The following is a 24,645-nucleotide window of genomic DNA, read 5'->3' as shown; positions in this document are numbered from 1 at the left end:
GCTTTCGGTGCAAATCGTTTAAAATCATAGACTTATGATCTATGAAAAGCATCAGTATTTGCCGTTTTCGAGCGACGCACAACGCATAGCAGCCAATCTTGAACAGGCTTACAGCTTCTGGCTGAGCGCTCGTCAGTCTCTGCAGGCTCTACCAGCGTCAATGTACTGGGCCGAACGCTCGGGCACTCAGTACCTGTACGTCAAACAAAACGGAACTGACAACGGCACCAGCCACGGCGCGCGAAGCCCAGAAACCGAGCAGACGTTTGCATCGTTTACCGAAGAGAAAAAGCAGGCGCTTGAGCGGGCAGCTTCCGCAGACGCGCTGATTCAAACCCGCGCAACGCTATACCGCCGCTTGCGGATGCCCACGCTACCCGACAAGCAGGCTGAAATCCTGCGTAAGCTGGATATTGAAGGTTTGCTGGGCACGGACCTGATGGTCGTGGGGACAAACGCATTTTCGGGCTATGAATGGGCCGCCAATGCCATCTTTCCAGCAGGCAACGAAGAAACGCAAGACTTTGACTTGACGTGGTGCCGGGACACTCCGGCGTCGTTGACCTTCGCAGGGACCGATTTCAAAAAAAAAGGAACGCGCAAAACCCTTTTCAGCGTTTTAAGAAGCATTGACCCCAGCTACAAAATCAACCCGCGCAAGCCCTACCAGGCCTTGGACGCTGACGGCTACGAGGTAGAGCTTTTGGCGGCACCCAGTTGCCACCCCTTGCCAAAAGAAGAAGCCTTTTTACCCATGCAAACATTAATCGAGCAAGAATGGCTGTTACTGGGCAGCCCAGTAAGCGCTGTCGTCGCCACCGAACGCGGCAGAGCCTGTCCGCTGACGGTGCCCGACCCCCGCTTCATGGGCTTACACAAGCTCTGGCTGGCCGACAAACCCGAGCGCAACCCCGTCAAGCGCGACAAAGACCGCCGGCAAGGCGATGTTCTGCTCGACGCCGTGCGCCACTTCATGGTGGCGAGCCACCCCCTCAACGTCGATTTTCTGTTCTCGGTTCCTGACGACCTTAGGCACACCTTCGACGCATGGTGCGCGGAGCGCCAGTTCATTCCCGCAGCATGAACGCCCCCATCGGCGTTTTCGACAGCGGCATAGGCGGCCTGAGCGTTCTGAAGGCGCTGCGGGCCGAGCTGCCGCTCGAAGACTTCATCTACATTGCCGACAGCGGCCACGCGCCTTATGGCGAGCGCGATGACGCGCATGTGCTGGCGCGCTCGCGCGCCCTCACCGCTCACCTGGTCCAAAAAAACGTCAAGGCAGTGGTGATTGCCTGCAACACCGCCACCGCAGCGGCCATCAACCAGCTGCGCGCCGAATATCCGCAGTTACCCATCATCGGCGTTGAGCCGGCCCTTAAGCCCGCCGCCCTGCTGAGCCGGACCAGGCGCATAGGCGTCATGGCCACGCGCAGCACGCTGGCCAGCAGCCGCTTCAAGCTGCTGCTGGACTCGCTGGCAAGCCAGGCGGAGTTTGTGCTTCAGCCCTGCGACGGCCTAGCAGACGCCATCGAGCGCGGCATCAAGGCGCAGGCCGGGGCCGAAAGCGCTACTGAAATCATAGCTGCCTGTGCCCGTAACATAAGGGCTATGGGCCAATTCGGCCTTGAAAATGGCGAGATCGACACGCTGGTACTGGGCTGCACCCACTACCCCTTCGCCGGCGATCACCTGCAGGCGCTGGTGGGCGCCGACGTGACGCTGGTAGAAACAGGCGAGGCTGTGGCGCGGCAAACGCAGCGCTTGCTGCGCGCCGCTGCAGGCAGCATCGGCCCGGCAGTAACTGGCCCAGGTCGTATCAGCTTGCTCACCACGGGCGATGCGTACACCCTAAAGGCGGCTGCGGCGCACTGGCTGGCTCTGCATGAGCCGGTTGATCTGCTCCCAACACGCTCGAACAGCTTGCACTCGACGCCCTCCAGTTGATTCTGTTGCAATAAAATAATTAGTAGGTTTACTAGAATTCAAGGGAAGTCATGATTAAAAGAATAGTCGTTGGTTTTTGGATTTTTTCCATTTCCTCAGTCGGCTCAGTCTCGTTTGCGGCCGGTTTGGATGATATTTTCAAAGTCATTGGGCAAGTTCAAAAATTTGCAGGCGATGGGTTGGCGGGAGGTAACTCAGGCAGTCCAGCTAATATGGACAGGCTAAGCGACAGCGCCGCAACTAGTACACCTCAAATCGGTAAACGTTATCAACCAGATTGGTTGTCGGCTTACCCACGCGCAGAACTAAAAAAGGAATTTTTTAATCCATTTGAAGCCTCAACAATTCCGCTATCGATGCCCGAGGCGGGTGCCACCTCGGCTCGCTACGCCGTAGCAGTTGAAGGTCAAACCACTATTTTGCAGTATTTGCATCAGCGCGACGACTCTCCCACGCTCATTCAGCGGCACTATGACACTCTTTTTGCCCAGCACGGGTTTAATCGTTTCATCGCGTGCGCGATACCTTGTGCGTCTGGCGGCTATGAGAACAACTGGATGCCAATGCTAGATCCATCTCGTGCGGTCAGCCGGTTGTTTTTCCCAAATCACCCAAGCTACTTGGTGGCGTACAAAGAGAATGCGATTGCCGTTGTAGCGATTGGGCGCTGGGGGGACGATAGATACTCTTCATTCATCAAAATTATTGATGGGAAAATCACCAACCGCCGTGATCTGGACGATTACATCGCCACACTACTGCCATTAAATTCCACTCAGACCGCTACTCCTACAACCAGTAAGGCGCCCGCTGAAATCGACATCGTGGAAAATATCGCTCCGGGCAGGCTGCAAGCGGCCATTAGTCAGACGAGAGGCAAATTGATCGTACTTTTGTCTTCGCATGACAAGGCCTGCGGTTTTTGTACGCGCGCCATTGGGCGTTATTCGGAGTTATCGAAACTCAATCCCAATTCAGGGCGATACATTGCTGTGTATTGGGAGCCATGGCTAGAGGCCTTTAAACACGAAATTTTGGTTGCACAAGGTATTGTCGGCATACCCACGTATTTACTGTACGAGGATGGCCGTTTGATCAATCGGGTCGATGGCGATTTGAGCGTATTAGATCTGCAAAAGAAACTGTTCACTGCGAATAATCCTGCTGGCAATGGAATGACGGAGTCGCCTGGATTTAAGGTGATTGATATAGCTTCATTGACTCAGATGATTGATCGCAACCAGCGATTCATAGTGCAAATGCTCGCGTCTGATGCAGTTTGTGCCCCTTGCTCAGAATCTATGCAGCGTTGGGACAAGGCCATGCTCGGGCAATACCCTGATCAGCCTTTTGTCCGGGTGACATTCACGTCGCTGGACGAGGCAAGCAGATTTGTTGCAACTAAAAACATGCGCATTTCGGCGCTACCTGCAGTGTTGTCCATGGAGCCTGGACCTGAAACCATGTTGGCTGCTTACCGTAAAAGCCTGCGAAAAAACGCAAGGATTGGCAATATTGAGCCCGAACTTAAAAGTTTATCGTCGCGAGGGCAGGGCTTAGTTTTTGAAATGGTGTCGATTGATAGCGGCTTGGTGAAATTAAAGTAACGTACATGAAAATTCTCGTGATTCGCACTTTACTGAAGTGGACGCTCCACGGTGAGGTATCCCCAATCATGCAGTTACTCACCCTGTAACCGTTAACCGTTCGGCCGAGATTAGAAATCCTAATTCAAAGAGCTGCGGCACGCTAATTGGGGATCATCAGGGTCAGATTTTGTAGTCAAGCATTTACTCATCCAGGGTCTCGGGGTCAAAGGCCCGGGGTCAGGTCTTGTAATCATGCAATTATTCTTCCAGTACTCATCCGGCCAAAATCAAAAATCCCGCTCAAGGCAGCACCGCCATACGCGCAATCGTCGGGTTACGCTGCGCTAACCCGACCTACGAATACTATGATTTTGATAGCTGCTTGCGCCCGTGGCTATTGGGCTAGAGGCCTAGAAGACCCCTAAACAGGCGAACTCAGCCCTCAAGCCAGCAGGCAAGCCGCTTCACTCAGCCCATCCAGCCGGCGCAGTTCCGGCACCTCGCTGGCGCAGCGCTCTATCGCCTGCGGGCAGCGGGTTCTAAACACACAGCCCGAGGGCGGGTTGATCGGCGACGGCAAATCGCCCTGCAAAATCTGGATGACTTTTTGCCGCTCAAGCCGCGGATCGGGAATCGGAATGGCCGACAGCAGCGCCCGCGTATACGGATGGCGCGGCGTCGCATACAACGCTTTCTTGTGCGCCAGCTCCATCGCGTGCCCCAGATACATCACCAAAATGCGGTCGCTGATGTGTTTGACGACCGCCAGGTCATGGGCGATGAAAATTAGCGCCAGGCCCATGGACTGCTGCAACTCCTTGAGCAGGTTGATGATTTGCGCCTGAATCGAGACGTCGAGCGCCGACACCGGCTCGTCGCAAATGATCAGCTTGGGCTCAAGAATCAGCGCCCGCGCAATGCCGATGCGCTGGCATTGCCCGCCTGAAAACTCGTGCGGGTAGCGGTTGATCTGCTGCGCCGACAGGCCGACGCGCAGCATCATGGCCTTGACGCGCGCCATCACCTGGTCGCGCGGCATGGCGGCGTGGTGCGTCTGCAGCGGCTCGGCAAGGATTTGCGCAATCGTCATGCGCGGGTCCAGCGAGGCCAGCGGGTCCTGGAAAATCATCTGGATGTCCTTGCGCGCCGCCAGCCAGCGCTGGGGCGAGGCGCCGTTCATCTCCTGCCCCATCCAGACAATGCTGCCGGCAGTCGCCGGAATCAGGTTGAGCACGGCGCGTGCCAGCGTCGATTTGCCGCAACCCGACTCACCGACCACGCCCAATGTTTCGCCGGCGCGGATGTTGAAGGAAACGCCATCGACCGCATTCAAGGTGCGGGCGGGCGACCAGGGCCAGCCCTTGTCGCTCTTGACCTGGAAGTGCACTTTCAAGTCGCGCACCGACAAAATGGGCTGGGCCGCATCAAGCATGGCTGACATCCCCGGCGCTCAGTTCGGCCACCGCCTGCACTGACTGGTGGCAAGCGCGCAGCACGCCGGGATGGCCGGCGGCGGCCTGCAAGGGCGCCAGGGTTTCGCGGCAATCGGCGCTGGCCAGCGCGCAGCGCTCGTTGAACGGGCAGCCGAGAGGCGGCCTGGCCATGTTGGGCGGCGCCCCTGGAATGGCGACCAGCGCGGCATCGTCGGCGTCGAGTCGCGGTATGGCCTTGAGCAAACCCACGGTGTAGGGATGAGAGGCGCTGTAGAAAATGCTCTCGGCCGCGCCCTGCTCCATTACGCGCCCGCCGTACAGCACCATCACCTCGTCGCACAAGCCGGCAACCACGCCCAGATCGTGCGTGATCATGACAATGGCGGTGCCGAAGTCCCGCTGCAAGTCGCGCAGCAGCGCCAGGATCTGCGCCTGCACTGTGACGTCTAGCGCGGTCGTCGGCTCGTCGGCGATCAGCACTTCAGGCTCGCACAGCAGCGCCATCGCGATCATCACGCGCTGGCGCATGCCGCCGGAAAATTCGTGCGGGTACATCGTGATGCGGCTCGCCGCTTCGGGTATTTTCACGGCGTCCAGTAGTTCGACCGAGCGGGCGCGCGCCGACTTGCGATTCATTCCCTTGTGAAACTGCAGCACCTCGGTCATCTGCCGCTCCACCGTCAGATAGGGATTGAGCGAGGTCATCGGGTCCTGAAAAATCATCGCCACGCGGTTGCCGCGTATCTTGTTGAGCGCTACCGGCTTCATCGTCAGCAAATCCTCGCCCTTGTAAAACGCCTGGCCGGTGGTCGCGCCGTTGCGGGCGAGCAGGCCCATCATGGCCAGCACGCTCTGGCTTTTGCCGGAGCCGCTTTCGCCGACTATGCCCAGGGTCTGGCCGCGTTCGAGCGAAAAGTTGATGCCGTTGACGGCGTAGATCAGCGCGTCCTGGGTTTGAAACCGGACACCGAGGTTTTTGACTTCTAGCAGACTCATGATGTGGTTGCCTCAACGGTCCTTGGGATCGAGCGCATCGCGCAGGCCGTCGCCGATATAGTTAAAGCAGTACAGCGTCACCGACAACAAGCCCGCCGGAAACAGCAGCATCCAGGGCGACACTTCCATGACCGCCGCGCCATCGTGAATCAGCACGCCCCAACTCGTCATGGGCTCCTGGATACCCAGGCCCAGAAAGGACAGCACCGACTCGGTCAATATCACGCCGGGAACGGTAACCGTGGTGTAGATCACCACCACGCCAAGCAGGTTGGGAACGATGTGGCGCGAGATGATGCGGCGCGTCGGCACGCCCAGGGCGCGCGCCGCCTCGATGAATTCTTTGGAGCGCAGAGACAGGGTCTGGCCACGCACCACCCGCGCCATGTCCATCCAGGAGAACACCGTGATGGTGAGCACCACCAGGTAAAACTCGCGCCCCAGGATGGTCACCATCAAAATGGCAATCAGCAAATACGGAACGGCGTACATCATGTCGACCACGCGCATCATGAAGGCATCGACCTTGCCGCCCATGAAGCCGGCCGTCGCACCCCAGACAATGCCCAGCGTGACGGAAGACAGGGTCGCCAGAAAACCAACCATCAGAGAGATGCGGCCGCCCACCAGACTGCGCACCAGCAAGTCGCGGCCGGCCTCGTCGGTGCCAAACAAGTGCCAGTTCTTCAGGCTGGGCGGCAGGCTCATGGCGTCCCAGTCAGCGCTGTCAAAGGCGTGAGGCAGCAGCCAAGGCCCGACGATGCAGGTTAGCGTGATCAGCAGCAGCAGGCACAGGCTGATTAGGGCCGCCTTGTTGCGCACAAAGCGGCCGCGCGCATCGGCCCACGGGCTGCGTCCCACCACCGCTCCCTCCAGGCTCTGGCCCAGGCTACCGCCCAAGGCGGCAACCAGCGAATCGTTTTTATTCTTCAACAGCATGTCAGCCCCCGCTCAATAGCGAATCTTCGGATCGAGCACGGCGTAAGCCAGATCGACCAGCAGATTGAACAGCACCGCAATCACCGTCACCAGCACCACCAGCCCGAGCACCAGCGTGTAGTCGCGGTTGGCAGCTCCGTTCACAATCAGTTTTCCCAAGCCCGGCAGCGAGAACACCGACTCGGTGACGATGGCCGAAGTGATGGAGGAAATGGCCAGCGGGCCAATGACGGACACCACCGGCAGCAAGGCGGGCTTGAGGGCGTGGCGCAGGATGATGGTGCGCATGGGCAGGCCCTTGGCGCGCGCAGTACGGATGAAGTTGCTGTGCAGCACTTCAATCAGGCTGCCGCGCATGACGCGGGCGATGGTCGCGACGTTGATGAACACCAGCAGCAGCATGGGCAAGACCATGAAGCGCGGCGAAAAATTATCCCAGCCTCCGGCAGGTAGCAGCCTGAGCCAGATTGCGAACACCAGAATTAGCACCGGTCCAACAACAAACGACGGGAACGCATGGCCGGCGTTGCCGAGCAGCATCACCAAGTAGTCGACCGCGCTGTTCTGGCGCAAGGCGGCAATCGTGCCGAGAAAAATCCCGACAAACAGCGCAATCACAATCGCCCCGCCGCCTATCGCCGCTGAGACCGGCAGCGCGTTGGCGACCAGTTCATTGACCGACCAGTCGGCGTAGCGAAACGAGGCGCCCAAGTCGCCATGCAGCAAATTGTTGAGGTAATGCAGGTATTGCTGCCACAGCGGCTGATCAAGGTGGTACTTGGCCTGCAGATTGGCCAGGACTGCCGCAGAAACCTTACGCTCGGCGTCAAACGGCCCACCCGGCGTGGCATGCAGCAGCAGGTAGCAAACGGTCACAACGGCGAGCAGCGTCGGAATCGTCGCGAGAATGCGCCTGAAGGTGTAGGACCACATGAAACTTTTCTCCGAAGGAACCTAATGCCGTACACGTTGAATCATTGATACGGCGCCCACCTCGTCGGGGTGAATTAAAAAAATGCAGGCGCCACGCAGCGCCTGTTTCACTTTCTCATGACACCCAATCAGGCGCCCACCATCAGTGCTTGATGATGTACATGTCCTTGGCGCGGTAGCGGTCCAGCGCGTTGGTGTTGGAGTAACCGCCGACATAAGGCTTGACCAGCCGCGGCACGGTGTACTGCAGCAAGGGAATCATGGGGTAGTCGTCCATGATCATTTTGGCAGCCTGGGTCAGCAGCGTTTTACGCTTGGCCGGGTCCATGGACTGGTTGCCCTCATCGATCAGCGCGGCGGCCTTGCGGTCGCAGTTGCCCTGGTTGTTCTGGTCCGAATCGCACTGCACCAGCGTCAAAAAGGTGGTGGCATCGTTGTAGTCGGCCACCCAGCCGTTGCGGGCGATCTGGTAGTCTTTGTCGGTGCGCTTCTTGATCAGCACCTTGAACTCCAGTGCCTCCAGTTGCACATCAATGCCCAGCTTGGTTTTCCATTCGGAGGCCGCAAAAATGGCCATCTTCTTGTGGTAGTCGCTGGTGTTGTAGGCAAATTTGAATTTCGTGCCGGGCGCAACGCCGGCAGCCGCCATCAGCTTTTTCGCTTCGGCCAGGCGTTTGTCCATGGGCCAGGTCGCCCAGTCATACGCGGTGACATCGGCGCCTGAAGTGCCCTTGACAATCACGCCGTAAGCCGGTGTTTGCCCATCGGCCGTCACACGCTTGGCCAGGATGTCGCGGTCAATCACCATCGACAGCGCCTTGCGCACGCGAACGTCTTTGAACGCCGGGTCTGCATTGTTGAGCGAGTAGTAGCGCAGGCCCAACATGTCGGTGTTGCGAATGTCTTTTGGGTACTGCGCCTTGTATTTTTCATAGCTGCCCGGCGGCAGCTGGTAGACCCAGTCGTTCTCGCCCGATTCGTACAGCTTGACATCGGCGTTGCCGTCTTCTACCGACAGGTAGGTCATCTTGCTCAACTGCACATTTTTTGCGTCCCAGTACGTGGGGCTCTTGGCCAGCGTGATTTTGCTGTTGACCTGCCAGTCTTTCAGCATGAAAGCACCATTGCCGACGATATTGGCCGGCTTGGTCCAGTCCTTGCCGAATTTTTCAACGCTCGCCTTGTGTACCGGACCGACCTGCAGGTTGGAGAGAACATCGGGCAGAAAGCCGACGGGAAAAGGTGTCTTGATTTCCAGCGTGTACGGATCAATCGCCTTCACGCCAAGTTCGCTGCCGGGCTTTTTTCCCGCAGTGATTTCCTTGGCGTTGAGCAGGAAGATGCCGTAAGTGGCCGCATACGTTGACGCCGTGGCCGGATCAACAAACCGCCGAATGCCGTAAACAAAATCTGCGGCGGTCACCGCGTCGCCGTTAGACCATTTGGCGTTCTTGCGCAGCTTGAAAAGCCAGGTGTTTTTGTCGCTCTGCTTCCAGCTCTCGGCAACACCGGGGACCACCTTGCCGTGGCCATCAGTCGCCGTCAGGCCTTCAAAAAGATCGCGGATGACATTGTTAGCCGGTACCCCGGAAGCCAAAGCGGGGTCCAGCGTTTCGGGTTCCGAGCCATTGTTGCGAACCAATTCCTGGCTGTCGTGCAACTTGACGCCAGCAGGCACCGTTGCGGCATGGGCCAGCGCTGCGCATGCCAGCAACAGGGCGCTGCTAAGCGCCTTCAAAGAGCATTTCGAGTTCATGCTTGCCTTACTCATAGTTAAAAAATTGGCGAGCTTTTGGCCCCCAAGGTTTTGTGCCGTGACCCTGCTCTGGTTAGGAACGAGCACGCTTGGCTTTAGTTTGGCCGCGACTATACACCCAGCATCACCGGCCTTAATATCGCCGAACAGAGCGACTGAGAGCGCGCACATTTCGCGGAAATCAGTCACTCGCGCGGCGCCAATACAGTTCAGACCGCCAGGAATCCAAACTTTAAAAGCTGGCGAACTTGCTATTACTTCGATAGCAGCTTGCGCTTGTTTTTTCTGGGCTACAGGCATAAATAGTTATGCAACTGCATCTATGAAAAAGTTGAGCGTGTACATAGACGCAGCAACCACTTGGCGATTTTGGCGTCGCCAGACAGGGGCCAAGACAAAGTTTCTGAAACGGAAAAAGTAGATGGACCGTATGGTCGCCAGCTTGCAATCCAACAGTTGAACATGTCATCTGTGATAAGATGCATTTCAAATGCATAAATAATTTGTTTTAAAAAAAATGTTTTTAGCGCGCGCACGAACCGACAGAACTTGTAAGAAAGCAATACTAAGTTCGCTATCGAACGAACGCAAGGTAAGCACCCGCCGGACAATAGGAAACTTTGGATCTTCGCGATACGCACCAATGCTGATCGTTTTCATGACGGCATGAGATGACAACATATCTACCTTCGCGGCGCGGTACAACACGACAAGGCCAGACCATCAATTCGCGGCCCCTGCATGGCTGCAGACAGAGCAAATTTTCAGTTACTAAAGTTAGGAAAAACCGATGACAGAAGTGAAAAAAAACCGGCTCGATGAAGACCTCTTGAAAGCCAACGGGCGCCGAAACTTCCTCGGCAAAAGTGCCTTGCTAGGATTAACCGGCGCCGGCGTGTCACTGGGTCTGGCTGGTTGCAAGGACGAAATTGCTGCCAAGCCGGCCGCTGCGGCAGCGAGCGCGCCCGCGCTCGGGCGTGAAGTGGCGCCAGGGCAACTTGATGACTACTACCATTTTTCCAGTGGCGGCCACTCAGGCGAAGCCCGAATTCTGGGCGTGCCTTCCGGCCGGACGCTGCGCCGCATTCCCATCTTCAACATTGATCCAATGGTCGGTTGGGGCATTACGAATGAGTCGAAGGCGATCATGGGCACCAAGCCCGATGGCAGCCTGAAGTACACCACCGGCGACACCCACCATGTGCATGGCAGCTACAAGGATGGCACCTACGACGGCCGCTGGTTGTTCACCAACGACAAGATCCATTCCCGTTTGGCGCGCATTCGCATGGACACCATGGAATGCGACAAGATTACCGAGTTGCCGAACGTGATGGGTTTTCACGGCATTTTTACCGACAAGCGAGATCCGGTGGATGAAAAAATTAACTACACCACACGCGTGTTTTGCGGTCAGGAATTTCATACGCCGCTGCCCAACGACGGGCGTGATCTAGAGGACCCGAGCAAGTGGGGCTGCCTGTTCAGCTGCGTTGACGCAGAGACAATGGAAGTGCGCTGGCAGTGCCGGATCGATGGCAACATGGAACTGGTTGCCACTTCGTATGACGGCAAGCTGGCGGGCTCAACCAACTACAACACCGAAAATGCCATGGATCTGGCGGGCATGATGACGGCCGAACGCGATGCCTGCACGTTCTTTCACATCGAGCGCATCGAGAAAATGGTCAAGGATGGAAAATTCACCACCATAGGCAGCTCCAAGGTGCCGGTGGTCGATGGCCGCAAAGCCGCCAATGCAGACCCGAAAGCAGCCGTCACCTGTTATGTCCAACTGGGAAAAAATCCGCATGGCGTGAATGCCTCACCGGACGGAAAATATTTTGTAACCGCTGACAAGCTGTCGCCGACCGCTTCCGTGATTGAGCTGGCGCTGGTGTTGAAATGGTTTGCTGGCGAGTTGAAAGACTTGAAAGAGGTGGTGGTGGCTCAGCCAGAAATTGGCTTGGGACCGCTGCATACCGCTTTTGATGGCAAGGGCAACGCCTACACCTCCCTGTTCCTTGACAGCCAGGTCGTCAAATGGAACATCGCTCAGGCCATCGCCCAGTTCAAAGGCGACAAGGCGGCCAAAGTAGTGCTCGACCGGATCGACGTGAATTTTCAGCCCGGTCACGGTTATTCGTCGATGGGTGAAACCAAGGAATCGGACGGCAAGTACTTCAATTCGGGCAACAAGTTTTCCAAAGACCGCTTCTTGCCGGTCGGCCCTTTGCATCCGGAGACCGAACAGCTGATCAACATCAGTGGCGAAAAAATGGCGACGATTGCCGAGCACACAGCTTATCCCGAGCCACATGACGGCATCATCGTGCGCCGTGATGTCGTCAAGACACGCCAGATCTACAACATGGACGACTTCCCGAATGCGGTCAAGGCCGAGAACGCCGGTATTGAACGCAAGGGTAACAAGGTTCATGTGCGCCTGATGTCGCAGGCACCCGCCTTCAGCATGCCGATCATCAAGGTCAAAAAGGGTGACGAAGTCACGATCACCCTGACCAACCATGACAAGGTCGAGGACCTGACCCATGGGTGTGCGGTTCCGACTTACAACATCTGCTTTATCGTCAATCCGCAAGAAACCAAGTCGGTGACATTCAAGGCGGACCGGGTCGGTGCTTACTGGATTTACTGCACTCACTTTTGCCATGCGCTGCACCTCGAAATGCGCAGCCGCTTGCTGATTGAGGCGTAATTTCGCGCCGGAGGCCAAGCAGGGCGCGCACCGCGCAACTGGCTTGGCTTCAATACATCGTCGGGCCGGATACTGACGCAATTGGACCGTAGTTTTCGTATGGAACATTTAGTGCACTACGGGCGCTTGTTGCGCCCCATGTTGATCGTATTGGCCATCCTGTTCAGCCAGCTGTTTGCAGCGCACGCTGACGCGGCCATTTACGACGCCGAGTTGTCCGAGCAAACCCTGCACGGGCCCGACCTGTGCGCGGCAGCGCCCTGCCGCGACGTCATGCCTGCTGCGCAGCAGTTTTCCAAGCGCAAGGGCGCACCCAGTTACGTGGATGCATATGCGATCGAAGGCGGGAAAACTCGTTTGGTCGGTTATGTTTTTCTCTCGACCGACGTGGTGGATATTCCTGCTTATTCCGGCAAGCCGATCATCACGTTGATCGGCATGGACACCAGCGGCGTCATTACCGGGGTGCGCATTCTCAAGCATTCCGAGCCCATCTTGCTGGCCGGAATTCCCGAATCGGCGCTACTTAAATTTATTGACCAGTACATTGGAAAAACTGCCGCTTCCAGGCTGGTGATTGGCCGCGATCGGGAGGATGAAAAGGCCATCGGCCTGGATGCCATCAGCGGCGCGACCGTCACTGCGATAGCCGAAAACCAGGTGATTTCACGCAGCGCCTATGAAATCGGTAGACAGGTTGGTCTTATCAAAAGCACACCCCGGCCACCAGCACGCTTTACCGCAGTCAAGGAGGAGCTCGACTGGGCAGCCTTGCTGAAAGAAGGCAGCTTGCAGCATCTGGTGGTGCGAGCGTCTGACATGGGCCTGGCGGACCAGTCCAGTCCTTATATGGACTTGTACTTCGGCTATCTCAATGCGCCGTCAATCGGCCGCAGCTTGCTGGGCGAACATGGCTACAAGCGGCTGATGGACGATTTGAAACCTGATGAGCACGCCATCTTTATCATTGGTAATGGGCAGGAAACCTTCAAAGGCTCGGGTTATGTGCGTGGTGGCATTTTTGACCGCGTACAGGTGCGCCAGGATCCTGTGACCTTCACTTTTCGCGATACCGACTACTTGAATCTTTACCATTTGCAGCCGGCCGATGTGCCGAGTTTCAAAGAGTCGGCGATTTTTATCATTCGCTCGCCCAACTTTAATCCGGCCTGGCCGTGGCAGTTGACAGTGCTTGCCAACAAGGCCAATAGCGCCGGCGGCAAGACCTTCGTGCATTTCGACCAGGAATTCTGGTTGCCTGCGCGTTACCTAGAAGGGGGGCGCCCACAGGTGGACCGGCCTCAGGCGGCATGGAAATCAATCTGGAAAAATCAAAAAATTGAAATCACCCTGTTCGTTCTGATCCTCGGCGCGACTGCCTTGCTGTATGCGCTGCGCGACAAACTGGTGCGCCGGTCCACCCGCAAACACAAACCCTGGACAGCGGTGCCGCACCATCTACTATGGATTGCCAGCGTCGGTTTCCTGGGCTTCTACCTTAAGGCGCAGCCCAGCATCACGCAGGTGATGACCTGGTTTCATTCGATGCTAAACCAGTGGAAGTGGGAGTTGTTCCTGTCGGACCCGTTCATTTTTATTTTCTGGGTATTCATCGTTGTCACGGTGCTGGTTTGGGGGCGTGGCGTGTTTTGCGGTTGGTTGTGCCCGTTCGGATCACTGCAGCAACTCATGCACAGCGCCGGTCAGTGGCTGGGCCTGAAGCGATTTCAGCGCCTGCTGCCTAAAGCGCTGCATGACAAACTGAAATGGATTAAATACGGCGTCTTCTTCATCCTGCTCGGCGTGTCGTTTTATTCAATGGAGACGGCCGAAAAGCTGGCTGAAATCGAGCCGTTCAAGACGACGTTCATTGTCGGCGTGTGGAACCGGACCTGGCCGTTTTGGGTTTTTATCGGCGGCATTCTCGGCTGGTCGTTTTTCAGCGAACGCCCGTACTGCAAATACATCTGCCCTTTGGGGGCCGGTCTGGCCATTCCCGGAAAGTTTCCATTGTTCCGGCTCAAGCGCAAGGCGGAATGCCAAACCTGCCATGCCTGCGCAGCCGGATGCGGCTCCCATGCGATTGATGCGGCCGGCAAGATAGACCCGATGGAATGCATGACGTGCCTCGATTGCATGGTTTTGTATTACGACGACCATGCCTGTCCACCGCTGGTCAAGGAGCGCAAATCACGCGAAAACCAAGGACTGCCGCTGACGCCCATTAATGCCGGGGGTTACTTTATTTCCCTTGACAGCGTGCGTCGCAATCTGTCCGACAAAACAGCCGAACTGGCCAGCAGGAAAGCATAGCGTCGTGAACATGTCGTTGCTATTCAGCAGGTTAGCCACAACGGCGCTGCTGGCCGGATGTCTCGGTCTGTCGGCCAAGGCGGCCTGGAGCGCCGTGCTTCTGGTCAAGCCCGGCGAGTCGATTGCCGCGATGATCCACGCCGCCCAACCGGGCGACACGGTGCAGGTGGCACGCGGCTTTTATGCCGAACAGCTGTTGATCGACAAGCCGCTTACGCTGCAAGGCATTGACCGGCCCACCATCAGCGCCCAAGGCACCGGCCATGTGATACGGGTGCGCGCGCCCGATGTGCAGATCCAGGGTTTCATCCTTCGCGACAGCGGGGTTGATCTGAGCGCCAAAGACGCCGGCGTTTTTTTAGAGGCGGGTTCGGATCGCGCGTTGGTACGCGATTGCGCGCTGGTCTACAACCTCTTTGGCGTGTGGCTTGAGAAATCCAAAGATGCGCGCGTGATTGGCAATGTCATTACCGGCAAGCGAGATCTGCTGTCGGCGGCGCGCGGCAATGGCATTCAGGTCTTCAACATGAACGGGGTGCAGATTCTTGACAACAACATCAGCTTCACGCGCGATGGCATATATGTCGACGTATCAAGCAATGCGCTTTTTCGCGGCAACAAGATTCATCATTTGCGTTATGGCACGCACTACATGAATACCCATCACAGCACCTGGGAAAACAACGAGTCCTACCTCAATCGCGGTGGCCTGGCACTGATGGAAGTGCGCGACCTGACAGTTCGCAACAACGTTGCCTGGGGCAATACCGATCACGGCATCATGCTGCGCACGATTCAGGACTCGGTGATTGAAAATAATGTGGTCGCGGGCAACGGCCGCGGGTTTTTTATCTATGACGCCGAGTACAACACCGTCAAAGCCAATCTGGTCATAGGCAACCGCGTGGGCATCCACCTGACGGCCGGTTCGGGCAACAACAAGGTTGACGGCAACGACTTCATCGGCAACCAGGAGCAAGTCAAGTACGTGGCTTCGCGCGATGTGCAGTGGGGCCGCAGTCAAGGCAATTACTGGAGTAATTACAACGGCTGGGACCAGAACGCCGACGGTCTTGGCGACATGGCCTATGAAGCGAACGATGTGGTGGACCGGCTCAATTGGCAATATCCGCTGCTCAAACTTCTGTTGTCTAGCCCCTCGATACAGACGCTGCGTTTTGTCGCGCGCCAGTTCCCGGTCTTGCGCGCGCCCAGCATTGTGGACAAGACCCCGCGCATGGAGCCTTTGCACAAAGACTGGAGACGCTGGAATGGCAAGTGAAAAAATGAACGTGATTGAAGTGCTTGGCGTCAGCAAAAGGTATGGCGACGTAGCAGCTGTTGACGGCATCAGCCTGTCGGTGGCGCAAGGCGAGATGTTCGGATTGATCGGCCCCAATGGTGCCGGTAAAAGCACGCTGTTCAAGCTCCTGCTGGGGCTGATTGCGCCAGACTCGGGCGAGATTCGGGTGCACGATGTACTGATCGACGGTCGCGATTTCAGAACGGTGCGCCGCCGCATCGGCTACCTGCCGGAAAGTTTTGTGACTTACGACAATTTGACCGGGTTGGAAGTATTGCGTTTGTTTGCTGATTTGAAGCAGGTGCCGCGCAGCAGCTGCGCGGCACTGCTGGAGCGCGTCGGACTGGCCGATGCGGCGACCCGGCGCGTCAACGGCTATTCCAAGGGAATGCGCCAACGGCTGGGTTTTGCCCAGGTCCTTCTCGGCAAGCCGGACCTTATTTTTCTCGACGAACCGACCAACGGTCTGGACCCGCAGGGCATCCATGATTTTTATGAGATTCTTCGTCAGGTGCAAGCCGATGGTGCCACCATCATCGTGACCTCGCACATCCTGGCCGAAATTCAAGAACGGGTCGATCGTCTGGTGATTCTGCAAAATGGGCGTGTTGCTGCCCAGGGGACACTGGCGCAGCTGCGCACGCAGCGCGTCATGCCGTCAGTCATTCATGTGACGCTGCCGCCTGATCAGGAGGCATGGATACAAACTGCGCTGGCGCGCATCACTGGCGTGGAAGTCATGATGAGCGGAAATCTCGCACGCATTTCCTGTATGCCAGCGCAAAAGCTTGCGGTGCTCGAACAGCTGTTTGCGCTGAAAGGCAAGTTGCAGGACATCGCCATACACGAACCATCGCTGGAAGATCTGTTCCTCGGTTACGGAGGCTCGCATGTTGCTGCGCGTTGAGTGGGCGCAGGTACGCGTCATAGCCGGCAATGAATGGCGTGAGCGCATCCGCAACTGGTGGGTGCTGGCGGTAGCGGTAATTTTTGCGCTGTTTGCGTTGGCCATTGCCTACTTCGGCTCGGCGCAGCAGGGCAGCGTCGGGTTCCACGGCATTGACGTCACCATCGCGAGTCTGGTCAGCCTGGTCATTTATCTGGTGCCGTTGATCGCCATGATCCTGGGCTATGACGCCATCGTCGGGGAAAGGGAACGCGGCTCCCTGGAATTGCTGCTGTCGATGCCAATCACCCGCTTTGAAATCCTTCTCGGTAAATATCTTGGCCTGTCGGCTGCGCTCGCATGCGCAACGGCAGTGGGATTCGGAGCGGGATTGCTGCCCATGGCGTCTCAGTTGGGGCTACGCGACTTCTACCATTACGCAGGTTTTGTTTTCTCGGCAATCCTGATGGGAATGGCTTTTTTAAGTCTTTCGCTGTGGCTGTCGGTGGTGGCGCAAGACCGCATGCGCGCCAGTGGCATGGCCATCGGGACCTGGTTTTTCTTTGTGCTGGTGTTTGACTTGCTGTTGATGGGCCTGCTGGTGCTTAGCAAGGGAAGCCTGGGCAGCACCGTCTTTGCCAGCTTGCTGATGCTGAATCCGGCGGATGTCTTCCGTCTGCTGAACATCTTCAGTTCTCAGCAGGTGCAAACCATGTATGGCCTTGCAACTGTGATGCCGGACGGCCTGACCAACCCGATGGTGTTGATGGGCATCATGCTGGGCTGGATCATCGTGCCATTTCTATTCGCCAACTGGAGATTCAAGTGAAAGCGCTCAATATCGGCAGGCGACACGGCCTGTTCACCTCTTTGAAATATGCCGGCAGCCTGGCGCTGCTGGCGCTGCTGCCGGCTTGCAAGCGCGCCGCGCCGCAAGTGGTTGTGGCGCAGGAGCCTGGCAGTGACACCGTCTGCGTGCTGGACGGCATGCTGCTGAAGGATTTCCCCGGACCCAAAGGGCAGATTCACTATGTTGAAGGAACGCCCGATTTTTTCTGTGACTTGAACGAGTTGTTTAGTGCGTTACTGGCGCCAGAGCAAAAACGAGCACTCACCGCGGTGATGGTGCAGGATATGGGCAAGACCGATTGGGAGCATCCGAGTGCCAACTGGATCGATGCCAGGACCGCCTTTTATGTCAGCGGAAGCCGCAAACGGGGCTCCATGGGCCCTACCCTCGGATCTTTTTCCAGCCTGCCGGACGCTGAAAAATTCGCTCAGCAAGAAGGCGGAAAGGCGCTGCGTTTTGCCCAGATCACGGAGGACATGGTCAACTTGAGCGGCGGTGTGGTGAACGACACGTCCATGTCACGTTGAGTCCCGCATGCCGATACAAGAACCATCCCACCCCTTGGACCGCACAAATCACATGGCGAAGGCCGACATGAGCCCGGAAGCGCTGCAGGCGCTGTTTTCGGAAATCAACTACCAGCTGCGTGAGTCACGCAAGGCGGTGTTGCAGCGTTACGCCGTCGGCAGCGAAGCGGAGTTGCTTGCAAAAATCAGGCACGCGTCTGTTGCCGAACATCCCGCCTATGAGCTGTACCTTAGTGCCTTGATTCTTGAGCAAACCCGCATGCAGATCAGGGCAGAGATGCTGTCGCAGTTAACGCACGCGCCTGAGTCCGAAATACCGTCCATCAGCGTGCATTGGGGGCTCAAGGAAAAACTGCAAAGCCATTACGCCTTGCGCCTTGCTGAGCCAGTACGGCTTGCGCAAGACGCGCTGATGTTTTCGTTCGATACCGGCCTGAGCGTGGAAGTGCGCTATTTCAGCGCCCAAGAGTATTCCATCATGTGGCGTTGGCGTGATGCCGAGTTGCGGATCGATACCGCACCAACGCACCCTGACTGCACGACTTTTCCACGCCATCTGCACGGCGAAGATGGCACGCTTGTGCTTGCCGTAGCGACATCTGCTGACACGGACTGCTGGCCAAACCTTTCCGGGCTGCTTGATCTGCTGCTGCAAGATCCTTTATTGAAAACGCTCGGGGCTGCGCCTGCCTCAACAAGACATGCTGCAACAGATGGCGTTGCCAGCTTCAATGACTGAGCAAAAGCGCACCGCCCCATCCGGCGTTTTGCCGGCAATAATTTTTCTGCTGTCTCAACTTTTTTAACCCAATAGGAACTCACTCATGAATGTCTACAAAATTTTGCCGCTCGTGATCGCTGCGGCCTTGGCCGGATGCGGCGACAAATCCTCTCCGACCAGCCAAACAACGGCGCCGGCCGCGGTGACGCCTGCGGCTACAGCGCCGGACCCCACACCCGCTCCGGCAGTTGCTGCGGCGCCACCGGTTGCACCCGCAGCCAAGGGCCCGGCGCCTAGCGCTGAAGTTCTGGCTAAAGGCGAAAAAATTTACACAGCCACTTGCTCGGCTTGTCATGGTGCAGGCGTTTTGGGCGCACCAAAATTAGGCGACAAGGCCATGTGGGCGCCGCGTATCGCCAAGGGAATGGACACGCTTTATGCCAACTCCATTAAAGGCATCAACACGATGCCGGCGCGCGGCGGAAACGCAGCCTTGAAAGATGACGAAATGAACGCTGCGGTTGACTACATGGTCAGCAAAGTGAACTGACCTTGACTGGCGCGCTGGTCAACTCGAACGCATGCTGCTCTTGCAATCCATGCTTGCCTGTGCATCAGAGGTATAACGCCAGCGCACGCTAACCCCATAGACTTAATTTCTCCCCCTGGAAATGACTAAAAAATTTCCCATTCATCCAGCCAATCCTGAGCGAATCTGTTGGGGCTGTGACAAGTTTTGCCCAGCCGACTCGCTTGCATGCTCGAACGAACGCGCGCCCCACCCGTGTGAACTTTTTGGGGAGGACTGGCTGGAGTGGGGCAACAAACAAGGAACAGAAGTGGTGGTTGCAACAATACCGCCCTTAGCTACTGACCCCTGACGGGAGCGAAGCGCGCATTGACTTTGCGTCGGCATTGAAACCGCAGTCGACGGTTTGAATGCTATACTTTTAATAGCTGCTAGCTCCCGTATTCATTGGGCTACAGGCATAAACGATGGTTTTTTTTGATATAACCGCTGCGCTGTGCCGGTTGGGGCTTGGGGCCGACCAGCTGGCGGCCGCTCAAGGTTTGGTTGGATGGCCCGTTCGCAAGCTCGGCGCGCCCTGATCAGCCTCCTTCCAGCCGCCCCCCAGCGTTTTGTACAGCGTGACCTGGCTTTGCAGCTGCGCCAGGCGGGTCTGCACGACGGCCTGTCGGGCGCTGAACAGCGAGCGCTGGGCATCTAGCAGATCAAGGTAGCTGGCAACACCATTTCGGTAGCGCAGGTCGGACAGCTTGAAGCGGATCGCCTCCGCATTGGCCTGCGCCTGCTGCGACTGCAGCTGATCGACCAGGGTGGTGCGCGTGGCCAGCGCATCGGCGACTTCGCGAAACGCGGTTTGTATGGCTTTTTCGTACTGCGCGATGGCGATGTTGCGGCCTACTTTGGCCGAATCCAGCCCGGCTTGGTTGCGCCCGGCGTCAAAAATCGGCAGCAACAGTTGCGGCGCCATCGTGAAACCCCAGGAGCCACTTTTCAGCAGCCCCGACAGTTGGCCGCTGGCACTGCCGGCGCCCACCGTCAGTGAAATCCGCGGGAAGAAGGCTGCGCGGGCAGCGCCAATATTGGCATTGGAGGCCAGCAACAATTGCTCAGCCTGGCGGATGTCGGGCCGGCTGATGAGTAAGTCGGAAGGCAGGCCGGCGGGCACATCGGCCATGGGTTGGGCTTGCGCCAGCGGCATGGCTTGCGCGACAGCGCTGGGGCTGCTGGGTAAATCGCCCAACAGATCACTGCCCAGCGGCTGGCCTACCAACAGGGTCAGCGCATTTTCATCAAGCGCTCGCGCCCGCTGCTGCTGTGCATAGGCCACGCGCGCAGCCTCCAGCAGCGACTCGGCCTGACGAAAGTCGAGCTCGGAGGTCACGCCGCTGTCAAAGCGCAGCTTGCTGAGTTTCAAGGAATCTTCGCGCGTTATCAGGGTCTGGCGCGTGATGTCCAGCAACTCCTCGTCGGCCAGAATGCTTAGATAGCTATTGGCCACTGCAGCGATCAGGCTGATTTGCGCAGTCTTGCGACCCTCTTCGCTTGCCAGGTACTGGCTCAGCGCCGCTTCCTTCAGGCTGTTGACGCGGCCGAAGAAATCAATCTCATACGCAGTCACCGCCAGCCCGACGCTGTACACCTTGGTGCTACCACCATTGGCCGCAGGCGTGCGTAAGCCGCTGAGCACACCGTTCACCGTGGGCAGCTGATCGGCACGGCGGATCTGATACTGGGCCTTGGCCTGCTCGATGTTGAGCACCGCCACGCGCAAGTCACGGTTGTTGTCCAGTGACAACGCGATCAGGCGCCGCAGTTTGGCGTCGGCAAAAAAGTCCTGCCAGGCCACGGCGGATGCCGGTGCCGCGTCAGCAGTGGGGGCGGCGCTGCCGTAGGCCGGATAGCTGGCCGCCACTGGCGCTGCGGGTCGCTCAAAGGCAGGAATCATCGAGCACCCCGCCAGCAGCGCCAGCGCGCCTGCCGTCAGAAGTTGCGGGAGCCTGCACTTATTCATGCGCTGCACCTTTGATGCTTCCATTTTCTTCACGCCCGCCCTCTGCCTCTATGCCTGCGTCTTGCGCATGCCTGGAATAAATTTTTCGTTGCCGCTCGCTGCCTTTGAAAAGGCCGCGCACCACGACAAAGAAAATCGGAACAAAAATGACCGACAACGCAGTGCCGGTCAAAATGCCGCCCATCACACCGGTACCGATGGCCCGCTGACTGGCCGAACTCGCGCCGGTGGCAATCGCCAGCGGCAGCACCCCCAGCGTGAAGGCCAGCGATGTCATGACAATAGGCCTGAAGCGCAGATGCGCAGCGGCCAGTGCCGACTCGATCACGCCCTTGCCTTGCGCCTGCAGATCTTTGGCAAACTCGATGATCAAAATGGCATTTTTGGAGGACAGGCCGATGATGGTGATCAGGCCGACCTGGAAGTACACATCATTGGCATAGCCGCGCAGCAAGGTGGCCAGCAAGACGCCCAGCACGCCGAGCGGCACCACAAGAATCACCGCCATCGGGATGGACCAGCTTTCATACAGCGCGGCCAGGCACAAAAACACCGCCAGGATGGCAAAGCCGTACAGGATGATGGCCTGCGAGCCTGCCAGCTTTTCTTCGCGTGACTGGCCGGTCCACTCATAGCCAAAGCCCTGCGGCAACTGGGCTGCGAGTTTTTCCATTTCGGCCATGGCGGCGCCGGTGCTGTAGCCCGGTGCTGCGGAACCGCTGATGCGCATCGCGGGGTAGCCGTTGTAGCGAATGGTCTGCATCGCGCCCTTGACCCAGCGCGTCGTGGCAAATGCCGACAGCGGCACCTGCTGGCCCTGCCGGTTGCTGGCATTCAGTTCGAGCAGGTCATGCGGCTGCATGCGCGCTGGCGCATCGGCTTGCACCACTACACGTTGCAAACGCCCCTGGTTCGGAAAGTCATTGACGTAGCTCGAACCCAGCGCCGTCGACAGCACGCTGTTAATGGCGTCAAAGCTCACGCCCAGGGCGTTGGCCTTGTCGCGGTCAATGTCGATCTGCAACTGCGGCGCGTCTTCCAGGCCATCGGGCCGCACTTGCGCCAGCAGCGGGCTTTTTGAGGCCATGCCTAGCAGTTGGTTGCGCGCCGCCAGCATGGCGTCGTGGCCGGCACTGGCACGGTCTTGCAGGCGGAAGGTAAAGCCGCTGGCAGATCCGAGTTCAGGAATCGGCGGCGGACTCAAGGGGAAGATGAAAGCGTCGCGGATGCCTGACAAGGCGCCGAAGGCCCGTCCGGCCAGCGCCTCTGCGGACTGCCCTTTTTCCTTGCGTTCAGACCAGTCTTTCAGCGTGACGAAAGCCAGCGCTGCGTTTTGCCCCTGACCGGAGAAGCTGAAACCCATCACGCCGACCATGCTTTGCACTTCAGGCTGCTTAAGAATGAAGCCTTCGACCTGTTCGATGACACTGCGCGTACGCTCCTGCGTGGCACCCGGCGGCAGCTGGATGTTGACCAGCATGGTGCCCTGGTCTTCCCCGGGAAGAAAAGACGTTGGCAGGCGCGTGTAGAGCAGCACCACCACGCCAATGATTGCAGCATAAATAATCAGGTAGCGGCCGGCGCGCTTAAGCAAGCGCGCGACCAGTCCTTCATAGCCTTTGGCGGTGCGCGAAAAGCCGCGGTTAAACCAGCCAAAAAATCCGCTTTTGGCATGGTGATGACCGGCTTCAACCGGCTTGAGCAGCGTGGCGCACAGGGCGGGCGTGAGCGACAGCGCGAGAAAAGCTGAAAACGCAATCGACGACACCATGACCGCGGAGAACTGACGGTAAATATTGCCGACCGAGCCGGCAAAGAACGCCAGCGGCACAAACACCGAGATCAGCACCACGGTGACGCCGATGATGGCGCCGGAAATTTGCCCCATGGCCTTGCGCGTCGCCTCCAGCGGCGACAAGCCTTCTTCGCTCATGATGCGTTCGACATTTTCTACCACGACGATGGCATCGTCGACCACGATACCGATCACCAGCACCATGCCGAACATGGTCAGCACGTTGATGGAAAAGCCCAACGCCAGCAGCGTGGCAAAGGTGCCCAGCAAGGCCACCGGCACCACGATGGTCGGGATGATGGTGTAGCGCCAGTTTTGCAGAAACAGGAACATCACCAAAAACACCAGCACCACCGCTTCGACCAACGTTTCCGCCACCTGGCGCATCGAGATACTGACGAAGCGCGAGCTGTCGTAAGGAATGACGTAGCTCACGCCCGGCGGAAAGTAAGGCGTGAGCTCTTCCATCTTGTCGCGCACGGCCTTGGCGGCGGCCAGCGCGTTGCCGCTGGGCGTGAGCTGCACGCCAATGCCGGTGGAGGGCTTGCCGTTAAGGCGCGCCGAGGTGGCATAGGCCTGCGCGCCGAGTTCTATGCGGGCCACATCTTTGAGGCGCACGGTAGAGCCATTGATGTTGGCGCGCAGCACCACGTTGCCGAACTGTTCGACGCTGGAGAGCTGGCCGTTGACGACCACCGTGGCCGCGATGCCCTGCCCCGCCACATTGGGCAAGTCGCCTATCGTGCCGGACGAAATCTGGGCATTTTGCGCGCGGATGGCGTTTGTCACATCGGAGGCCGACAGCGCCAGAGCGGCGAGCTTGGCCGGATCAATCCAGATGCGCATGGCGCGCTCGGTACCAAACAGCTGGGCCTGGCCAACGCCGGGCAAGCGTTGCAGTTCGGGGATGACATTGCGCGAAGCATAGTCGCCCAGTTCCACCGGATCAATCGCCGGGTTGGTGGAGGAAAGAATGGTAAACAGCAGGAAGTTGGAACGAGCCTTGTCAACCCTCACACCCTGCTGGGTGACGGCCTGGGGCAGGCGCGGCGAGGCGCGCGCCAGGCGGTTCTGCACGTCCACTTGCGCCAGATCGGGATTGGTACCAGTTTCAAAACTCAGGGTAATGTTGCCGGTGCCGTTGGCCTGCGCTACCGATTCCATATAAATCAGGCCGGGGGCGCCGTTCATTTCGCGTTCGATCACGCTCAGCACGCTGTCTTCCAGCGTTTGGGCCGAAGCCCCTGGATAGCTGGCTGTCACCACAATCGACGGAGGCGCTACCGGCGGGTACTGGGCAATTGGCAATTGCGTGACCGCCACGCTGCCTACCACCAGAATGAAAAGGGCAATCACCCAGGCAAAGATCGGCCGATCAATGAAAAATTTGGCCATGCGCGG

General features: G+C 58.0%; 20 protein-coding genes. 12 read left to right on the top strand and 8 right to left on the bottom strand.

Annotated features, from left to right (window positions below; all coding sequences use genetic code 11):
* Nucleotides 1-34 precede the first annotated feature (34 nt).
* Genes HHJ18_RS11645 through HHJ18_RS11635 form a run of 3 tightly spaced genes read left to right on the top strand, consistent with a single transcriptional unit; the run spans nucleotide 35 to nucleotide 3,551 of the window.
* A complete protein-coding gene (locus tag HHJ18_RS11645) occupies nucleotides 35-1,084 on the top strand; it encodes a GSU2403 family nucleotidyltransferase fold protein (RefSeq protein ID WP_296915459.1) in 1,050 nt (349 codons plus the stop codon).
* Nucleotides 1,081-1,944: a glutamate racemase gene (murI, locus tag HHJ18_RS11640; protein WP_296915457.1), complete on the top strand. Its 864-nt coding sequence runs from the start codon at nucleotides 1,081-1,083 to the stop codon at nucleotides 1,942-1,944. Before HHJ18_RS11645 ends, murI begins: the two co-directional genes overlap by 4 nt.
* 50 nt (nucleotides 1,945-1,994) lie before the next feature.
* A complete protein-coding gene (locus tag HHJ18_RS11635; protein WP_296915456.1) occupies nucleotides 1,995-3,551 on the top strand; it encodes a hypothetical protein in 1,557 nt (518 codons plus the stop codon).
* Between the two features lie 424 nt (nucleotides 3,552-3,975).
* On the opposite strand, the gene oppF is transcribed toward HHJ18_RS11635, so the two are convergent.
* From oppF to HHJ18_RS11605, 6 genes are all read right to left on the bottom strand, one after another.
* Nucleotides 3,976-4,965: a murein tripeptide/oligopeptide ABC transporter ATP binding protein OppF gene (gene oppF / locus HHJ18_RS11630; RefSeq protein WP_296915541.1), complete on the bottom strand. Its 990-nt coding sequence runs from the start codon at nucleotides 4,963-4,965 to the stop codon at nucleotides 3,976-3,978.
* Complete coding sequence (locus HHJ18_RS11625; protein ID WP_296915540.1) at nucleotides 4,958-5,965, bottom strand: oligopeptide/dipeptide ABC transporter ATP-binding protein; 1,008 nt, start codon at nucleotides 5,963-5,965, stop codon at nucleotides 4,958-4,960. Before HHJ18_RS11625 ends, oppF begins: the two co-directional genes overlap by 8 nt.
* Before the next feature lie 9 nt (nucleotides 5,966-5,974).
* Nucleotides 5,975-6,901, bottom strand: coding sequence for an ABC transporter permease subunit (locus HHJ18_RS11620; RefSeq protein ID WP_296915454.1), 927 nt, complete (start codon nucleotides 6,899-6,901; stop codon nucleotides 5,975-5,977).
* 12 nt (nucleotides 6,902-6,913) lie between these two features.
* Nucleotides 6,914-7,834, bottom strand: coding sequence for an oligopeptide ABC transporter permease OppB (gene oppB / locus HHJ18_RS11615; RefSeq protein WP_296915452.1), 921 nt, complete (start codon nucleotides 7,832-7,834; stop codon nucleotides 6,914-6,916).
* Between the two features lie 142 nt (nucleotides 7,835-7,976).
* Entirely contained in the window at nucleotides 7,977-9,590 is a 1,614-nt protein-coding gene (locus HHJ18_RS11610) for a peptide ABC transporter substrate-binding protein (protein ID WP_296915450.1), read from the bottom strand.
* Between the two features lie 486 nt (nucleotides 9,591-10,076).
* The gene (locus tag HHJ18_RS11605) at nucleotides 10,077-10,250 is read right to left on the bottom strand and encodes a hypothetical protein (protein WP_296915448.1); all 174 of its coding nucleotides are present in this window, start codon (nucleotides 10,248-10,250) and stop codon (nucleotides 10,077-10,079) included.
* A gap of 130 nt (nucleotides 10,251-10,380) precedes the next feature.
* Here HHJ18_RS11605 and nosZ point away from each other — a divergent pair, with 130 nt between their 5' ends.
* From nosZ to HHJ18_RS11560, 9 genes are all read left to right on the top strand, one after another.
* Complete coding sequence (gene nosZ / locus HHJ18_RS11600; protein WP_296915446.1) at nucleotides 10,381-12,309, top strand: TAT-dependent nitrous-oxide reductase; 1,929 nt, start codon at nucleotides 10,381-10,383, stop codon at nucleotides 12,307-12,309.
* Between the two features lie 138 nt (nucleotides 12,310-12,447).
* A complete protein-coding gene (locus HHJ18_RS11595) occupies nucleotides 12,448-14,622 on the top strand; it encodes a 4Fe-4S binding protein (protein ID WP_296915444.1) in 2,175 nt (724 codons plus the stop codon).
* A 10-nt stretch (nucleotides 14,623-14,632) separates the two neighbouring features.
* Entirely contained in the window at nucleotides 14,633-15,904 is a 1,272-nt protein-coding gene (locus HHJ18_RS11590) for a nitrous oxide reductase family maturation protein NosD (protein WP_296915538.1), read from the top strand.
* Nucleotides 15,894-16,832, top strand: a complete 939-nt coding sequence (locus HHJ18_RS11585) for an ABC transporter ATP-binding protein (RefSeq protein WP_296915443.1) — start codon at nucleotides 15,894-15,896, stop codon at nucleotides 16,830-16,832. Before HHJ18_RS11590 ends, HHJ18_RS11585 begins: the two co-directional genes overlap by 11 nt.
* Complete coding sequence (locus tag HHJ18_RS11580; RefSeq protein ID WP_296915440.1) at nucleotides 16,816-17,640, top strand: ABC transporter permease subunit; 825 nt, start codon at nucleotides 16,816-16,818, stop codon at nucleotides 17,638-17,640. The genes HHJ18_RS11585 and HHJ18_RS11580 overlap by 17 nt, the downstream gene beginning before the upstream one ends.
* Nucleotides 17,637-18,188 (top strand): nitrous oxide reductase accessory protein NosL, encoded by a 552-nt coding sequence (locus HHJ18_RS11575; RefSeq protein WP_296915438.1) that lies wholly within the window; start codon nucleotides 17,637-17,639, stop codon nucleotides 18,186-18,188. Before HHJ18_RS11580 ends, HHJ18_RS11575 begins: the two co-directional genes overlap by 4 nt.
* A gap of 34 nt (nucleotides 18,189-18,222) precedes the next feature.
* Nucleotides 18,223-18,927 carry a hypothetical protein gene (locus tag HHJ18_RS11570; RefSeq protein ID WP_296915436.1) on the top strand — a complete coding sequence of 235 codons (705 nt, stop codon included), beginning with the start codon at nucleotides 18,223-18,225 and terminating at the stop codon, nucleotides 18,925-18,927.
* 85 nt (nucleotides 18,928-19,012) lie between these two features.
* Nucleotides 19,013-19,459: a c-type cytochrome gene (locus tag HHJ18_RS11565; protein ID WP_296915435.1), complete on the top strand. Its 447-nt coding sequence runs from the start codon at nucleotides 19,013-19,015 to the stop codon at nucleotides 19,457-19,459.
* Between the two features lie 121 nt (nucleotides 19,460-19,580).
* The gene (locus HHJ18_RS11560; protein WP_296915433.1) at nucleotides 19,581-19,790 is read left to right on the top strand and encodes a DUF3079 domain-containing protein; all 210 of its coding nucleotides are present in this window, start codon (nucleotides 19,581-19,583) and stop codon (nucleotides 19,788-19,790) included.
* A gap of 183 nt (nucleotides 19,791-19,973) precedes the next feature.
* Here the strand turns inward: HHJ18_RS11560 and HHJ18_RS11555 are convergent, their stop codons facing one another.
* Together HHJ18_RS11555 and HHJ18_RS11550 are read right to left on the bottom strand one after the other, a co-directional pair.
* Entirely contained in the window at nucleotides 19,974-21,449 is a 1,476-nt protein-coding gene (locus tag HHJ18_RS11555) for an efflux transporter outer membrane subunit (protein WP_296915430.1), read from the bottom strand.
* Nucleotides 21,442-24,639 (bottom strand): efflux RND transporter permease subunit, encoded by a 3,198-nt coding sequence (locus HHJ18_RS11550; protein WP_296915429.1) that lies wholly within the window; start codon nucleotides 24,637-24,639, stop codon nucleotides 21,442-21,444. Before HHJ18_RS11550 ends, HHJ18_RS11555 begins: the two co-directional genes overlap by 8 nt.
* Nucleotides 24,640-24,645: the final 6 nt, after the last annotated feature.

Origin of the sequence: Polaromonas sp. (assembly GCF_012927455.1) — a bacterium.
Classification (GTDB): domain Bacteria; phylum Pseudomonadota; class Gammaproteobacteria; order Burkholderiales; family Burkholderiaceae_C; genus Polaromonas.
The sequence above is the reverse complement of the archived record's forward strand: the minus strand, read 5'-3'. Positions and strand labels throughout refer to the sequence as shown.